The sequence below is a fragment of the Pseudomonas kurunegalensis genome, from assembly GCF_030291635.1.
Taxonomy (GTDB): Bacteria; Pseudomonadota; Gammaproteobacteria; order Pseudomonadales; family Pseudomonadaceae; genus Aquipseudomonas; species Aquipseudomonas monteilii.
Genome location: NZ_CP127871.1, coordinates 4,413,835 through 4,428,552 on the forward strand (window position 1 = coordinate 4,413,835; position 14,718 = coordinate 4,428,552).

The following is a 14,718-nucleotide window of genomic DNA, read 5'->3' on the forward strand; positions in this document are numbered from 1 at the left end:
CGGCGCAACCCGCCAGGGTGCGCCACCGAAATCAAATACGCCGCGCGGCGTAACGCTTGAGCATGCTCGGGACGTCGAGAATCAACGCAATGCGCCCGTCACCGGTGATGGTGGCCCCGGACATGCCCGGGGTGCCCTGCAGCATCTTGCCCAGCGGCTTGATCACCACTTCTTCCTGGCCCACCAGTTGATCGACGACGAAGCCGATGCGCTGGGTGCCGACCGACAGGATCACCACATGGCCCTCGTGCTGCTCTTCGTGCACCTGGCCCTGGACCAGCCAGCGCTTGAGGTAGAACAGCGGCAGCGCCTTGTCACGCACGATCACCACTTCCTGGCCGTCGACCACATTGGTGCGCGACAGGTCGAGGTGGAAGATCTCGTTGACGTTGACCAGCGGGAAGGCGAACGCCTGGTTGCCCAGCATCACCATCAGGGTGGGCATGATCGCCAGGGTCAGCGGTACCTTGATGACGATCTTCGAGCCCTGGCCCTTGGCCGAATAGATGTTGATCGAACCGTTGAGCTGGGAGATCTTGGTCTTCACCACGTCCATGCCCACGCCACGCCCGGACACGTCGGAAATCTCGGTCTTGGTCGAGAACCCTGGCGCGAAGATCAGGTTGTAGCAGTCCGACTCGCTCAAGCGCTCGGCGGCGTCCTTGTCCATCAGGCCCTTTTCCACGGCCTTGGCACGCAGGATGTTAGGGTCCATGCCCTTGCCGTCATCAGAAATCGACAGCAGGATGTGGTCGCCTTCCTGTTCGGCCGACAGCACCACACGCCCCGTGCGGGCCTTACCGGAAGCTTCACGCTCATCGGGCATCTCGACACCATGGTCGACAGCGTTGCGCACCAGGTGCACCAGCGGGTCGGCCAGGGCTTCGACCAGGTTCTTGTCCAGGTCGGTCTCTTCGCCGACCAGCTCCAGGTTGATCTCTTTTTTCAGCTGGCGGGCCAGGTCGCGCACCAGCCGAGGGAAGCGGCCGAACACTTTCTTGATCGGCTGCATGCGGGTTTTCATCACCGCCGTCTGCAGGTCGGCAGTGACCACATCGAGGTTGGACACGGCCTTGGACATGGCCTCGTCGCCACTGTTCAGGCCCAGGCGCACCAGGCGGTTGCGCACCAGCACCAGTTCGCCCACCATGTTCATGATTTCGTCCAGGCGCGCAGTGTCCACACGCACGGTGGTTTCCACTTCGCTGACAGCATGCTTGTCGGCGGCCGGGGCCGGCGCACGGGGTGCCGCCGCTGGCTTGCTGGCTGGCGCGACAGCAGGCTTGGCTACCGGCGGGCTGTCGGCCTTGGCTGCGACGGATGCTTGCACCTTGGCTGCAGCAGGCGCCTCGACTGCGGCAACGTCACCGCCGAACTTGCCCTTGCCATGCAGCTGGTCCAGCAACGCCTCGAACTCATGCTCGCTGATTTCGTCGCTGGTCGCTGCGGGGTTGCCCTCCACGGCGGGCGCCGGCGCCTTGGCGGCTGGCAAGGCATCCGCCTGGAAGGTGCCCTTGCCATGCAACTGGTCGAGCAGCGATTCAAACTCGGCGTCGGTGATTTCATCGCTGAGCGGTTCAGCAGACGCGGCTACCGGCGCGGCTGCCACCTCGGCGCTGAACTGGCCTTTGCCGTGCAACTGGTCGAGCAGCGACTCGAACTCGGCATCGGTGATTTCGTCACCCGCGCCGCTGACGGTCTCGCCCTGCATCTGCTCGTCGGCCGCCGCTTGCGCCTTGACCGCATCGAGCGAGTCGAGCAACTGTTCAAACTCGCTGTCGGTGATGTCCTGGTCCTCGACCGGGGCTGCGGCGGGCGCCTCGACAACCGGCTCGGGCACAGCAGCAGTGGGCGCAACCACTTCGGCGCCACCGGGCTCGGCCAGGCGTGACAACGCCGCCAGCAGCTCGGGGGTGGCCGGGGTCACTTCGGCGCGCTCGCGCACCTGGCCAAACATGCTGTTGACCGTATCCAGTGCCTCGAGCACCACGTCCATCAGTTCCGCATCGACCCGGCGCTCACCCTTGCGCAGGACGTCGAACACGTTCTCGGCAATATGGCAGCACTCCACCAGCTCGTTCAGCTGAAGGAAGCCGGCGCCCCCTTTAACAGTGTGGAAACCGCGAAAGATCGCATTGAGCAGGTCGGCATCGTCGGGCCGGCTTTCCAGCTCGACCAGTTGCTCGGACAGTTGCTCAAGAATTTCGCCGGCTTCTACCAGGAAATCCTGGAGGATTTCTTCATCGGCGCCGAAGCTCATCAAACGTGCTCCTTAAAAACCCAGGCTGGACAGCAGATCATCGACATCGTCCTGACCGGACACGACGTCTTCACGCTTATCGGCATGAATCTGCGGACCTTCACCCCGAGTCGGATGTTTTTCTGCATCTTTTTCTGCGCGCAGTTGATCGTGGTCATGTTTTATGCCGGCAAACCGGTCGACCTGGCTGGCCATCAGCACCAGCTTGAGCAAGTTGCTTTCGACTTCGGTCACCAATGTGGTGACGCGTTTGATCACCTGACCGGTCAGGTCCTGATAGTCCTGAGCCAGCAGAATGTCATTGAGGTGGCCGGCGACCTTGCGGTTACCTTCGGCGCTGTGCGTCAGGAAACTGTCGACGCGCTTGACCAGATCACGGAATTCCGGCGCAGCCACTTCGCGGCGCATGAAGCGCTGCCAGTCGGTGCTCAGGGCCTTGGCCTCGCTGGCCAGGTCGTTGAGCACCGGGGTGCTTTCCTCGACCAGGTCCATGGTGCGGTTGGCCGCGCCCTCGGTCAGCTTGACCACGTACGACAGGCGCTCGGTGGCGTCGGTAATCTGCGACACCTCCTCGGCTTGCGGCATGGTCGGGTCGATCTGGAAACTGACGATGGCGCTGTGCAGCTCGCGGGTCAGTTTGCCGACTTCCTGGTACAGGCCACGGTCGCGGGTCTGGTTCAGCTCGTGAATCAGCTGCACCGCCTCGCCGAAGCGGCCCCGCTCCAGGCTTTCGACCAACTCCTGGGCGTGTTTCTTCAGGGTCGATTCGAACTCGCCCAAAGAGGTTTGTGATGAATCCATGGCGCGCCCCCTGACGTGACTCAGCCGTTGACGCGTTCGAAGATCTTCTCGATCTTTTCTTTGAGCACCTGGGCGGTGAACGGCTTGACCACATAACCATTGACGCCGGCCTGAGCCGCTTCGATGATCTGGTCACGCTTGGCCTCGGCGGTCACCATCAGTACAGGCATGGTTTTCAGCTTGTCGCTGGCACGCACTTTACGCAGCAGGTCGATGCCCGACATACCCGGCATGTTCCAGTCGGTCACCAGGAAGTCGTAGTGGCCGTTCTCCAGCATCGGCAGCGCCGTGGTGCCGTCATCGGCTTCGTCGGTGTTGGTGAAGCCCAGATCACGCAACAGGTTCTTGATGATCCGCCGCATCGTCGAGAAGTCGTCAACGATGAGGATTTTCATGTTCTTGTCCAATTAGACCTCCAAGCAGTCTCAAACGCGCCCGGCCTACCGAGCACGCACTCATTCAATTCGGTACAACGTAGAAAACGACTGCAACGACAGCAGGCTCAACGTGCCCGCCACTCCCCAAGACGGCTGCGCAGACGCGCGGCACACTGGCTGTGCAACTGACTGACCCGCGATTCGCTGACACCCAGCACCTCACCGATTTCCTTGAGGTTCAGCTCTTCGTCGTAGTACAGCGCCAGCACCAGACGCTCACGCTCCGGCAGGTTGGCAATGGCTTCGGTCAGGGCAGCCTGGAAGCGCTCGTCCTCCAGGCCACGCGCAGGTTCGACGTGGCCACTGGCACCATCCTCGTGAAGCCCTTCGTGCTCGCCGTCCTGCAACAGGTCGTCAAAGCTGAACAGTCGGCTGCCCAGGGTGTCGTTCAAGATCCCGTAGTAATCATCGAGACTCAATTGGAGTTCGGCAGCAACTTCATGATCTTTAGCGTCCCGGCCCGTTCTGGCCTCTACGGCACGCATCGCGTCGCTGACCATACGGGTATTGCGGTGCACCGAACGCGGTGCCCAGTCGCCCTTGCGAACCTCATCCAGCATGGCCCCGCGAATGCGGATGCCGGCATAGGTTTCAAAGCTGGCGCCCTTGCTGGCGTCATACTTGCTGGCCACTTCCAGCAGGCCGATCATGCCGGCCTGGATCAGATCCTCGACCTGCACATTGGCTGGCAACCGCGCCAGCAAGTGGTAGGCAATGCGTTTGACCAGCGGCGCATATCGCTCGATCAGCTCGTACTGGGCGTCTTTGGCCGCCCGGCTGTACATCTTGAAACCGCTGGCGTTCATAGCACAGGTCCCGCGCTGGTGGGCTGCACCAGGCGCTCGACGAAGAACTCCAGATGGCCGCGCGGGTTGGCCGGCAGCGGCCAGCTGTCGACCTTCTGGGCAATCGCCTTGAAGGCCAGCGCGCACTTGGAGCGGGGGAAGGCTTCATAGACGGCACGCTGCTTTTGCACCGCCTTGCGCACGCACTCGTCGTACGGTACGGCGCCTACGTATTGCAGGGCAACGTCAAGGAAGCGGTCGGTGACCTTGGTCAGCTTGGCGAACAGGTTGCGCCCTTCCTGCGGGCTCTGCGCCATGTTGGCCAGCACGCGGAAACGATTCATGCCGTAGTCGCGGTTCAGCAGTTTGATCAGGGCGTAGGCGTCGGTGATCGAGGTGGGTTCGTCGCACACCACCAGCAGCACTTCCTGGGCAGCGCGAACGAAGCTGACCACCGAGTCACCGATACCCGCAGCCGTGTCGATCACCAGCACGTCGAGGTTGTCGCCGATTTCGCTGAACGCCTGGATCAGGCCCGCATGCTGGGCCGGGGCCAGGTGCACCATGCTCTGGGTGCCCGAGGCCGCCGGCACGATGCGCACACCGCCAGGGCCTTGCAGCATCACGTCACGCAGCTCGCAGCGCCCTTCGATGACATCGGCCAAGGTACGTTTGGGGGTAAGGCCCAGCAACACGTCGACGTTGGCCAGGCCCAGGTCGGCGTCAAGCAGCATGACCCTGCGGCCAAGCTCGGCCAGCGCCAGGGACAAGTTCACTGAAACGTTAGTCTTGCCGACGCCACCTTTGCCACCGGTCACGGCGATCACCTGTACGGGATGCATGCTACCCATGTCTGTTCTTTACCTTGTCTCGCTGGGACTCAGGCCACACGTGGGGCAATTCTGCGTACCCCTTGGCATAGCTACTTTGCACACACTTCATGGTCAACCCGCTCGCCGTGGGTTGTGATAGAGATCAGCGAACATGTCGGCCATGGCCTCTTCGCTGGGCTCGTCCTGCTGCTGCACATTGACTGCGCGGGAGACCAGTTGGTGGCCACGCGGCAGGTGCAGGTCGTCAGGAATGCGCGGGCCATCGGTGAGGTAGGCCACAGGCAGTTCATGACTGATGGCAAGGCTCAACACGTCGCCAAGGCTTGCCGTTTCATCGAGCTTGGTCAGGATGCAGCCGGCCAGGCCACAGCGCTTGTAGCTGTGGTAGGCGGCGGTCAGCACCTGCTTCTGGCTGGTGGTGGCCAGCACCAGGTAGTTCTTCGCAGCAATGCCACGCCCGGCCAGGGTTTCCAGCTGCATGCGCAGCGCCGGGTCGCTGGCCTGCAGGCCGGCGGTATCGATCAGCACCACGCGCTTGCGCAGCAAGGGCTCCAGTGCGGCTGCCAGCGACTGCCCCGGGTCGACGTAGGTCACCGGCACGTTGAGGATGCGGCCCAAGGTCTTGAGCTGCTCCTGGGCGCCGATGCGGAAGCTGTCCATGCTCACCAGCGCCAGGTTCTGCGCGCCGTACTTGAGCACATAGCGGGCGGCCAGCTTGGCCAGGGTGGTGGTCTTGCCCATGCCGGCCGGGCCGACCATGGCGATCACCCCGCCCTCTTCGATCGGCTCGATTTCCGGGATTTCGATCATGCGCGCCAGGTGCGCCAGCAGCATGCGCCAGGCCTGACGTGGCTCTTCGATCTCGGTGGTGAGGTCCAGCAGCTCGCGGGCAATCGGGCCGGACAGGCCGATGCGCTGCAGGCGCCGCCACAGGTTGGCCTGCTGCGGCTTGCTGCCCTGCAACTGGGTCCAGGCCAGCGAACCGAGCTGCACTTCCAGCAACTCGCGCAGGCCCGACAGCTCGGAGCGCATGGCATCGAACAGGCGCGGGTCTACTGGCGCAGCGGCCGGGGCAGCAGTAGCCGCCTCGGGAGCATCGACGTGCGGCTCGATCAATGGCTCGGCGGCGGTCAGCGACTGCCCGGCGAACAATTGGCGGTTGTTGTCACTGCTGTCCTGGCGGTGGTCCAGCTCAGCCTGGGCCGTGGCGATGCGCGTGTGCGTCTTGCGCAGCTCTTCTTCCAGCTCGGCGTTGGGCACGCGTGGGGCCAGGGCGGACAGCTTGTAGTCCAGCGCGGCCGTCAGTTCGACACCACCGGCAATACGGCGGTTGCCAATGATCGCGGCATCGGCGCCCAGCTCATCACGGACCAGTTTCATGGCCTGACGCATATCGGCGGCGAAAAATCGCTTAACTTGCATTATCCACTACCTCAGCCGTTAGGGCCCACGGTGGCAACGATGGTGACTTGCTTGTTGTCCGGTATTTCCTGATACGCCAGAACATGCAAATTCGGTACAGCCAGGCGACCGAAACGCGACAGCATGGCGCGGATCGGGCCGGCGACCAGAAGAATGGCCGGCTGGCCCTGCATTTCCTGGCGCTGGGCCGCTTCGATCAGCGAACGTTGCAGCTTCTCGGCCATGCTAGGCTCCAGAAGAACACCCTCTTCCTGACCCTGCCCGGCCCTTTGCAGACTATTGAGCAAAATCTGTTCCAACCTTGGCTCCAGGGTAATCACTGGCAGCTCCGACTCAACGCCGACAATGCTTTGCACGATGGCGCGACACAATCCGACGCGCACTGCCGCTACCAGCGCGGCGGTATCTTGACTCTTGCCAGCGTTGTTCGCGATGGCTTCGGCAATACTGCGAATATCGCGCACTGGCACCTGTTCCGACAACAGCGCTTGCAGCACCTTGAGCAGGCCCGACAAGGAAATGACGCCCGGCACCAGCTCTTCTGCCAGTTTAGGCGATGCCTTGGCCAGCACCTGCAGCAATTGCTGGACCTCTTCGTGGCCGATCAGCTCGTGGCAGTGCTTCTGCAGAATCTGGTTAAGGTGAGTGGCCACCACGGTGCTGGCGTCGACCACGGTATACCCCAGCGACTGCGCTTGCGAGCGCTGGCCAACGTCGATCCACACCGCTTCAAGGCCAAACGCCGGGTCGCGCGCAGCAATACCGTTGAGGGTGCCGAAGACCTGACCCGGGTTGATCGCCAGCTCGCGGTCCGGGTAGATCTCCGCCTCGGCCAGGATCACCCCCATCAGGGTCAGGCGATAGGCGCTGGGTTGCAGGTCGAGGTTGTCACGAATGTGCACGGTCGGCATGAGGAAACCCAGGTCCTGCGACAGCTTCTTGCGTACACCCTTGATCCGCGCCAGCAACTGGCCGCCCTGGTTGCGGTCGACCAGCGGAATCAGCCGGTAGCCGACTTCCAGGCCGATCATGTCGATCGGCGTGACGTCGTCCCAGCCCAGCTCCTTGGTCTCCAGCGCACGCTGAGGCGAGGGCAGCAGGTCCTGCTGGCGCTGCGCTTCCTGCTGCGCCTGCAGCTTGGTCTTCTGTTGTTTCTTCCACACCAGGTAGGCGCCACCACCGGCCAACAAGCCGAGGCTGAGGAATGCTACGTGCGGCATGCCCGGCACCAGGCCCATGACGATCATCAGCGCGCCAGACACGGCCAGCGCCTTGGGCGAATCGAACATCTGCCGGTTGATCAGCTTGCCCATGTCCTCAGAGCCCGAGGCACGGGTGACCATGATCGCGGCGGCGGTGGACAGCAGCAGTGATGGCAATTGCGCCACCAAACCGTCACCGATGGTCAACAGGGCGTACACCTTGCCGGCGTCACCGAAGCTCATGCCGTGCTGCAGCATGCCGATGAGCATGCCGCCGATCAGGTTGATGAACAGAATCAGCAAGCCGGCGATGGCGTCACCACGGACGAATTTGCTGGCACCGTCCATCGAGCCGTAGAACTCGGCCTCTTGCGCCACCTCGGCACGGCGGTGTTTGGCCTGGGCCTGGTCGATCAGGCCGGCGTTGAGGTCGGCATCGATGGCCATCTGCTTGCCGGGCATGGCGTCGAGGGTGAAACGCGCGCTCACTTCCGAGATACGCCCGGCACCCTTGGTCACCACCACGAAGTTGATGATCATGAGGATGGCGAACACCACGGCACCGACCACGTAGTTGCCGCCGATCACCACCTCACCGAAGGCCTGAATCACTTTACCGGCGGCGCCATGACCCTCCTGGCCGTGCAACATGACCACACGCGTGGAGGCCACGTTCAAGGCCAGGCGCAACAGCGTGGCCACCAGCAGGATGGTCGGGAATGCGGCGAAGTCGAGCGGGCGCAGGGCGTAGACGCACACCAGCAGCACGACGATCGACAACGCGATGTTGAAGGTGAAGAACACGTCGAGCAGGAACGGCGGAATCGGCAACATCATCATTGCCAACATCACCAGCAGCAACAGCGGCACACCCAGATTGCCCCGGCCGAGCCCGGCCAGGTTGTTACGGGCGTTGCTGATTAACTGAGTGCGATCCACCGCGAGTCCTCTTGATGCAAAACTTTGACGCACAGGGGGCGCCTGGGCGTGGCTCTGCAAGAAGCTTTCCAACTTTGCCTGATGGGTGTTCGCCTTGGGATTTTTTGCGCCTGGAGACCGCGCGCCGCCCGCGCGGCGCATCGCGAGCAAGCTCGCTCCTACATTTATTTCGGGCCAATTATTCCTGAGGCTGACGCACGCGACCCCTTGGTGCTCACCTCGGTATCGTGCCGGAAAAACAAGGCGGTCGCGCGCTACGGTGCAGGCGATATTGGCCCGAAACAAATGTAGGAGCGAGCTTGCTCGCGATGCGCCGCGCGGGCGGCGCTCGATCTCATAGGCGCAGAAAGTGTCGAGGCGAACAGATCAACTGTCGCGCCGCAGGTCCGGCGGGATCGGCAAATCGTCTTTCAGCGGCTCAGGCCGCTTGCCCTTGCCCGCACGGTACTGGCGGATCTGGAACACATAGGCCAGCACCTGCGCTACCGCCAGGTAAAGGCCTGCGGGGATTTCCTGCTCGATTTCGGTGGAGTAATAAATCGCCCGTGCCAGCGCCGGCGATTCGAGGATCTGGACCTTGTGCTCCACGCCAATCTCGCGGATTTTCAAGGCAATGAAATCGGTACCCTTGGCCAGCAACAGGGGCGCCACCCCACCCTTTTCCGGGTCGTACTGCAAGGCCACCGCGTAGTGCGTCGGGTTGGTGATGATCACGTCCGCATCCGGCACCGCCGCCATCATGCGCCGCTGCGAAGCCTCGCGCTGCAACTGGCGAATACGCTGCTTGACCTCGGGCTTGCCTTCGGTGTCCTTGTATTCGTCACGCACTTCCTGCTTGGTCATCTTCAGCTTCTTGTGCGTCTGCCACAACTGGAACGGCACATCCGCAGCCGCAATCAGCAACAACCCTGCTGCCATCCACAGCGCACTCCAGCCGACCACCTGAACACTGTGAATGATCGCTTGCTCCAAAGGCTCGTTGGCAATGGAGAGCAACGCCTGGCGGTCGTTGACCAGCACCACCATCGCCACCACCAGAATCACGAAAAACTTGGCGAGCGCCTTCAACAACTCGGTCAGGGCATTCATCGAAAACATGCGCTTGATCCCCGACAACGGGTTCATGCGGCTGAATTTCGGCTGCAACAGGCTGCCGGAAAACAGGAAGCCGCCCAGGGCGATGGGTGCGACAAAGGCGATCACGAACAACAGGATCAGTATCGGCTGTACCGCCCAGATGGCCATCTTGCCCGAAGCCAGAAGAAAGGCACCCATGGCGCGCTCGTCGACGATGATGTCGCGGGTCAGGCTGAAATTCATATGCATCATGGCCAGCAAGGTCTCGGCCAGGTGCCCACCAAACGCCAGCAAGCCACCTGCGCCAGCCAAGGTCACCGCGACGGTGTTCAACTCTTTGGAGCGCGCGATCTCGCCCTTCTCGCGGGCTGTGCGCTTGCGCTTTTCGGTGGGTTCTTCTGTTTTGTCCTGACCGCTCTCGCTTTCCGCCATGCTCAGCGCGCCCTCGCCAATTCACGCAGCCATTGCAGCGCTTCGCTGGCCAATGCCTGGTAGTGAGAGAGGATATCGGCCAGGCCGATCCAGAAAATGGCCATGCCCATGACCAGGGTCAACGGGAAGCCGATCGAGAAAATATTCAACTGCGGCGCCGCGCGGGTCATCACGCCAAAGGCGATGTTCACCACCAGCAGCGCAGCAATCACCGGCAGGATCAACAACAGCCCGGCACCGAACACCCAGCCCATGCGCCCGGCAAGCTCCCAGAAGTGATTGACCACCAACGCACTCCCCACCGGCAACGTGGTAAAGCTCTCGGTCAGCACCTCGAACACCACCAGGTGCCCGTTCATCAACAGGAACAGCACGCTCACCAGCATGGTCATGAACTGGCTGATTACCGTGACGTTGACGCCGTTGGCGGGGTCGACCATCGAGGCAAAGGCCATGCCCATCTGCACCGCGACGATCTGCCCGGCAATCACGAAGGCCTGGAACAACAGCTGCAAGGCCAGGCCGAACAGCGCGCCGACGATGATCTGCTCGGCGCACAACAGCAAACCGCGCAGGCTCAACGGGTCGAACTCAGGCAGCGGCGGCAGCGCCGGCACGATCACCACGGTGATCGCCACCGCCACGTACAGGCGCACCCGCGCCGGCAACATGCGAGTACCGAAGATCGGCATGGTCATCAGCACCGCAGTCACCCTGAACAGCGGCAGCATGAAGGTGGCGACCCAGGTGCCGATCTGCGTGTCGGTCAGTTCCAGCATCGCCGCGTCAACCAATGAGCTGCGGGATGTTGGTGTAGAGGGTGGTGATGTACTCCATGAACTTCTGCACCAGCCACGGCCCGGCGATAATCAGCGTAATCAGCATCACCAGCAGGCGCGGCAGAAAGCTCAGGGTCTGTTCGTTGATCTGCGTGGCAGCCTGGAACATCGCCACCACCAGGCCCACCAACAGGCTCGGCACCACCAGTACAGCGACCATCAGGGTGGTCAGCCAGAGGGCGTCACGGAACAGGTCGACAGCAATTTCAGGTGTCATCGGCGGCTCTCCTTGACGGCGTCAGACGCCGCCGAAACTGCTGGCCAGGGTACCCATGATCAGCGCCCAGCCATCGACCAGCACGAACAGCATGATCTTGAACGGCAGCGAGATGATCAGCGGCGACAGCATCATCATGCCCATGGCCATCAGCACACTGGCCACCACCATGTCGATGATCAGGAACGGGATGAAGATCATGAAACCGATCTGGAAAGCGGTCTTCAACTCGGAAGTGACGAAAGCCGGCACCAGAATGGTCAGCGGCACCTGATCGGGGCCTGCGATGTCGGTACGCTTGGACAGGCGCATGAACAGGTCGAGGTCGCTTTGCCGGGTTTGCGCCAACATGAAGTCCTTGAGCGGTCCCTGGGCTTTGTCGATGGCCTGCTGGGCTGTCATCTGCTCTTTCAGGTAGGGCTGCAGGGCGTCCTGGTTCACCCGGTCGAACACCGGGGCCATGATGAACATGGTCAGGAACAGTGCCATACCGGTCAGCAACTGGTTCGAGGGCGTCTGCTGCAGGCCCAGGGCCTGGCGCAGGATCGAAAACACGATGATGATGCGAGTGAAGCTGGTCATCAGGATGACGAACGCCGGGATGAAGCTCAGCGCAGTCATGATCAGCAGGATTTGCAGGCTGACCGAATACTCCTGCTGCCCGTCCGGGGTATTGGACAGGGTAATGGCCGGGATCGACAGCGGGTCGGCAGCCAGGGCCAGCGGCGCAGCCAGCAGCAGCGCCAGAGTCAACAACGTACGCAGCGCGCCGCTCATCACTTGTTGTCCTTAGGGTTTTTGCCCATCAGCTCCATCAGCCGCTGAGCAAACTCCGGCGTCGCCTGACGAGCGCCATCCGGCACATCCACGGGTTCGGCCAGCACATGCAAGGCCTCGATGCTGCCCGGGGTATGGCCGATCAGGATCTGCTCCTTACCCACCTGCACCAGCAACAGGCGGTCACGCGGGCCAATGGCACGGCTGCCGACAATCTCGATCACCTGCCCGCCCTTCACCGCCGTGCTCTGCAGGCGCCGCAGCATCCAGGCCAGGAAGAAGATCAGGCCCACCACCAGCAGCAGGCCGAAAACCATCTGCGCCAGCTGCCCGCCAAGGCTGCCAGGAGGCGTCGCCGGGGTAGCTGCCGGCGTGGCCGCGGCCAGGCATGCGTTACTGGCCAGCAGCACCGCCAACGCCGCAAGGGCGCGCATCGTGCCCTTCACTCAGCGCAGCTTCTTGATACGTTCGCTGGGGCTGATCACGTCGGTCAGGCGGATGCCGAACTTCTCGTTGACCACCACTACTTCGCCATGGGCGATCAGCGTACCGTTCACCAGCACGTCGAGCGGCTCGCCGGCCAGGCGGTCGAGCTCGATCACCGAACCCTGGTTCAGCTGCAACAGGTTACGGATATTGATCTCGGTGCTGCCCACCTCCATGGAAATGTTCACCGGGATGTCCAGGATCACGTCCAGGTTCGGGCCTTCGAGGCTGACGTTTTCGTTCGGCTTCGGCGAGCTGGCGAACTCTTCCATCGGCAGGCGGCCAGGGCCGCTGGTGCTGCCGGTATCACCACCCAGCAGCGCATCGATATCGGCCTGGCCGGCCGCGCCGGTTTCCTCCAGGGCCGCAGCCCACTCGTCGGCCAGCGCCTGGTCCTCTGGGGAGGTGATCTCGTTTTCGTTAGCCATGGTTTCCTCGACAGGCATTCAATTCGTTATGAGCGACCGGCACGCCGTCAGCGGCGTTCGATCGGGTCGATGATCTGCAGGGCCAGGTTGCCCTTGTGCGAACCCAGCCGCGCCTTGAACGCCGGCACGCCATTGGCGCGCAGCACCAGGTGCTCGGGCAGCTCCACCGGGATCACGTCGCCAGGCTGCATGTGCAGGATGTCGCGCAACTTCAACTGGCGCCGGGCGACCGTGGCGGTCATGGGCACGGCCACGTCCAGCACGTCTTCGCGCAGGGCCTTGACCCAGCGCTCGTCCTGGTCGTCCAGGTCGGACTGGAAACCGGCGTCGAGCATTTCCCGCACGGGTTCGATCATCGAGTACGGCATGGTTACGTGCAGGTCACCGCCGCCGCCGTCCAGCTCGATGTGGAAGGTGGACACCACCACCGCCTCGCTGGGGCCGACAATGTTGGCCATGGCCGGGTTGACCTCGGAGTTCATGTACTCGAAGGTGACCGGCATGATCGCCTGCCAGGCTTCCTTGAGGTCGACGAAGCACTGATCCAGCACCATGCGCACCACGCGCAGTTCGGTAGGCGTGAATTCACGGCCTTCGATCTTGGCGTGGCGGCCATCGCCGCCGAAGAAGTTGTCCACCAGCTTGAACACCAGCTTGGCGTCGAGGATGAACAGCGAGGTGCCGCGCAGCGGCTTGATCTTGACCAGGTTGAGGCTGGTGGGCACGTACAGCGAGTGCACGTATTCGCCGAACTTCATCACCTGCACACCGCCCACGGCCACGTCGGCAGAACGCCGCAGCAGGTTGAACATGCTGATACGGGTGTAACGGGCGAAGCGCTCGTTGATCATTTCAAGGGTCGGCATGCGACCCCGTACGATACGGTCCTGACTGGTCAGGTCGTAGCTTTTGATACTGCCAGGCTCGGATGCGCTCTCGGTCTGCACCAGCCCGTCGTCGACGCCGTGCAACAGGGCATCGATTTCATCCTGGGACAGCAGGTCCTGTACGGCCATTGCGGACTCCTACTGCAATACGAAATTGGTGAACAGCAACTGGTCGATGACCGGCTTGCCGACTTCCTTCTGGGCCACTTCCTGCACCACCGCAGTGGCCTTCTGACGCAGCATCTCCTGCCCGACCGGGCTGCTGGCCAGGGTGTCGAAGCCCTGCCCGGAGAACATCATCACCAGGTTGTTGCGAATCACCGGCATGTGCACCTTCAGCGCATCCAGATCGGCCTGGTTGCGCGCCTGCAGGCTGATGCTCAACTGCATGTAACGCTGGCGGCCGTTCTGGTTGAAATTGACCACGAAGGCCGGGGTCAGCGCCTCATAGATGGCCGCAGGCTTGACGTTGCTGGCCGCAGGCTCGGCGGCCGGGGCCGACTCGCTCTTGTGCATGATGAACCAGGTAGCGCCCACCGAAAGGCCGATCGCCAGCAACAGGCCGACGACAGCCAGCAGGATCAGCTTGAGTTTGCCTTTAGTGGCGGGGTCTTTGACTGCTTCGCTCTTCGCCATGCCAATAATCCGTCGTCCATCGGGGGTTCAAGGGAGGATGGCTTGGCTTGAGCAAGTGTTATGCCAGATTTCGTCTTGAGAGCTGTTGCGCCTGTGAGATTGAGCGCCGCCCGCGCGGCGCATCGCGAGCAAGCTCGCTCCTACATTTGTTTCGGGCCAATGATTCCTGCCGGACCTGCGCGCGAACCCTTTTGGCGCCTCGCTCGATATCGCGTCGTACAAACAAGGCGGTCGCGCGCAAATGGCACAGGAATAACTGG

General features: G+C 62.6%; 15 protein-coding genes. All 15 read right to left on the reverse strand.

Annotation, left to right across the window (positions count from 1 at the left end; genetic code table 11):
- Positions 1 to 31: 31 nt before the first annotated feature.
- Positions 32 to 2,260, reverse strand: coding sequence for a chemotaxis protein CheA (locus tag QQ992_RS20025; protein WP_286110808.1), 2,229 nt, complete (start codon positions 2,258 to 2,260; stop codon positions 32 to 34).
- A 12-nt stretch (positions 2,261 to 2,272) separates the two neighbouring features.
- On the reverse strand, positions 2,273 to 3,061 hold the full coding sequence (locus tag QQ992_RS20030; RefSeq protein ID WP_016711773.1) for a protein phosphatase CheZ: 789 nt from the start codon (positions 3,059 to 3,061) through the stop codon (positions 2,273 to 2,275).
- 20 nt (positions 3,062 to 3,081) lie between these two features.
- A complete protein-coding gene (locus QQ992_RS20035; protein ID WP_162241140.1) occupies positions 3,082 to 3,456 on the reverse strand; it encodes a chemotaxis response regulator CheY in 375 nt (124 codons plus the stop codon).
- Between the two features lie 107 nt (positions 3,457 to 3,563).
- Entirely contained in the window at positions 3,564 to 4,304 is a 741-nt protein-coding gene (fliA, locus tag QQ992_RS20040) for an RNA polymerase sigma factor FliA (protein WP_105946104.1), read from the reverse strand.
- Positions 4,301 to 5,134 (reverse strand): flagellar synthesis regulator FleN, encoded by an 834-nt coding sequence (gene fleN / locus QQ992_RS20045; RefSeq protein WP_003254408.1) that lies wholly within the window; start codon positions 5,132 to 5,134, stop codon positions 4,301 to 4,303. Before fleN ends, fliA begins: the two co-directional genes overlap by 4 nt.
- A 93-nt stretch (positions 5,135 to 5,227) precedes the next feature.
- Positions 5,228 to 6,538 carry a flagellar biosynthesis GTPase FlhF gene (flhF, locus tag QQ992_RS20050; RefSeq protein ID WP_016711775.1) on the reverse strand — a complete coding sequence of 437 codons (1,311 nt, stop codon included), beginning with the start codon at positions 6,536 to 6,538 and terminating at the stop codon, positions 5,228 to 5,230.
- 11 nt (positions 6,539 to 6,549) lie between these two features.
- A complete protein-coding gene (gene flhA, locus QQ992_RS20055; RefSeq protein ID WP_119369235.1) occupies positions 6,550 to 8,679 on the reverse strand; it encodes a flagellar biosynthesis protein FlhA in 2,130 nt (709 codons plus the stop codon).
- Positions 8,680 to 9,045: 366 nt separating this feature from the next.
- The gene (gene flhB, locus QQ992_RS20060; RefSeq protein ID WP_286110809.1) at positions 9,046 to 10,188 is read right to left on the reverse strand and encodes a flagellar biosynthesis protein FlhB; all 1,143 of its coding nucleotides are present in this window, start codon (positions 10,186 to 10,188) and stop codon (positions 9,046 to 9,048) included.
- A 2-nt stretch (positions 10,189 to 10,190) separates the two neighbouring features.
- Complete coding sequence (gene fliR / locus QQ992_RS20065) at positions 10,191 to 10,967, reverse strand: flagellar biosynthetic protein FliR (RefSeq protein WP_286110810.1); 777 nt, start codon at positions 10,965 to 10,967, stop codon at positions 10,191 to 10,193.
- 7 nt (positions 10,968 to 10,974) lie between these two features.
- On the reverse strand, positions 10,975 to 11,244 hold the full coding sequence (gene fliQ, locus QQ992_RS20070) for a flagellar biosynthesis protein FliQ (protein ID WP_185279610.1): 270 nt from the start codon (positions 11,242 to 11,244) through the stop codon (positions 10,975 to 10,977).
- A 21-nt stretch (positions 11,245 to 11,265) separates the two neighbouring features.
- Complete coding sequence (gene fliP, locus QQ992_RS20075; protein ID WP_003254415.1) at positions 11,266 to 12,021, reverse strand: flagellar type III secretion system pore protein FliP; 756 nt, start codon at positions 12,019 to 12,021, stop codon at positions 11,266 to 11,268.
- On the reverse strand, positions 12,021 to 12,455 hold the full coding sequence (gene fliO / locus QQ992_RS20080; RefSeq protein WP_286110811.1) for a flagellar biosynthetic protein FliO: 435 nt from the start codon (positions 12,453 to 12,455) through the stop codon (positions 12,021 to 12,023). Before fliO ends, fliP begins: the two co-directional genes overlap by 1 nt.
- Positions 12,456 to 12,467: 12 nt before the next feature.
- Complete coding sequence (fliN, locus tag QQ992_RS20085; RefSeq protein WP_025753835.1) at positions 12,468 to 12,935, reverse strand: flagellar motor switch protein FliN; 468 nt, start codon at positions 12,933 to 12,935, stop codon at positions 12,468 to 12,470.
- Between the two features lie 47 nt (positions 12,936 to 12,982).
- Positions 12,983 to 13,951, reverse strand: coding sequence for a flagellar motor switch protein FliM (fliM, locus tag QQ992_RS20090; RefSeq protein ID WP_012273501.1), 969 nt, complete (start codon positions 13,949 to 13,951; stop codon positions 12,983 to 12,985).
- Between the two features lie 9 nt (positions 13,952 to 13,960).
- On the reverse strand, positions 13,961 to 14,458 hold the full coding sequence (gene fliL / locus QQ992_RS20095) for a flagellar basal body-associated protein FliL (RefSeq protein ID WP_286110812.1): 498 nt from the start codon (positions 14,456 to 14,458) through the stop codon (positions 13,961 to 13,963).
- Positions 14,459 to 14,718 lie beyond the last annotated feature (260 nt).

Coding starts and splice junctions, on each gene's coding strand:
- QQ992_RS20025 (WP_286110808.1), bottom strand. CDS start 2,260: ATGAGCTTCGGCGCCGATGAAGAAATCCTCCAGGATTTCCTGGTAGAA.
- QQ992_RS20030 (WP_016711773.1), bottom strand. CDS start 3,061: ATGGATTCATCACAAACCTCTTTGGGCGAGTTCGAATCGACCCTGAAG.
- QQ992_RS20035 (WP_162241140.1), bottom strand. CDS start 3,456: ATGAAAATCCTCATCGTTGACGACTTCTCGACGATGCGGCGGATCATC.
- fliA (WP_105946104.1), bottom strand. CDS start 4,304: ATGAACGCCAGCGGTTTCAAGATGTACAGCCGGGCGGCCAAAGACGCC.
- fleN (WP_003254408.1), bottom strand. CDS start 5,134: ATGGGTAGCATGCATCCCGTACAGGTGATCGCCGTGACCGGTGGCAAA.
- flhF (WP_016711775.1), bottom strand. CDS start 6,538: ATGCAAGTTAAGCGATTTTTCGCCGCCGATATGCGTCAGGCCATGAAA.
- flhB (WP_286110809.1), bottom strand. CDS start 10,188: ATGGCGGAAAGCGAGAGCGGTCAGGACAAAACAGAAGAACCCACCGAA.
- fliR (WP_286110810.1), bottom strand. CDS start 10,967: ATGCTGGAACTGACCGACACGCAGATCGGCACCTGGGTCGCCACCTTC.
- fliQ (WP_185279610.1), bottom strand. CDS start 11,244: ATGACACCTGAAATTGCTGTCGACCTGTTCCGTGACGCCCTCTGGCTG.
- fliP (WP_003254415.1), bottom strand. CDS start 12,021: ATGAGCGGCGCGCTGCGTACGTTGTTGACTCTGGCGCTGCTGCTGGCT.
- fliO (WP_286110811.1), bottom strand. CDS start 12,455: ATGCGCGCCCTTGCGGCGTTGGCGGTGCTGCTGGCCAGTAACGCATGC.
- fliN (WP_025753835.1), bottom strand. CDS start 12,935: ATGGCTAACGAAAACGAGATCACCTCCCCAGAGGACCAGGCGCTGGCC.
- fliM (WP_012273501.1), bottom strand. CDS start 13,951: ATGGCCGTACAGGACCTGCTGTCCCAGGATGAAATCGATGCCCTGTTG.
- fliL (WP_286110812.1), bottom strand. CDS start 14,458: ATGGCGAAGAGCGAAGCAGTCAAAGACCCCGCCACTAAAGGCAAACTC.